Consider the following 315-nt stretch of genomic DNA (forward strand, 5'->3'; position numbering starts at 1 on the left):
GCGACCTGGGCCGCTGGTTGGCCGATGGCAACATCGAGTATGTAGGAAGGGGCGACTTCCAGGTCAAGATCCGCGGTTTCCGAATTGAGCTGGGCGAGATCGAAGCCAGGCTGGCGGCCTGCGAAGGCGTGCGCGCAGCGATTGTGATCGCACGCGAAGACCAGCCGGGTGACAAGCGGCTGGTGGCCTACGTGATCGCGCAAGCAGGGGCGGAAGAAGGGGCCTTGTCGGCAACCAACTTGCGTGAGCAGCTATCGGCCAGCCTGGCCGAGTACATGGTGCCCAGCGCGTTCGTGACCTTGGACGGTTTCCCGC

Annotated in this window: 1 protein-coding gene; it reads left to right on the top strand. The window is 64.4% G+C overall.

Going from position 1 to position 315, the window contains the following annotated elements; translation table 11 throughout:
• The coding region (locus KVP70_RS35900) for an AMP-binding enzyme (RefSeq protein ID WP_217946754.1) at window positions 1-315 on the top strand (315 nt) is incomplete at both ends.

The organism is Duganella violaceipulchra (assembly GCF_019166075.1).
Lineage (GTDB): Bacteria > Pseudomonadota > Gammaproteobacteria > Burkholderiales > Burkholderiaceae_D > Rugamonas > Rugamonas violaceipulchra.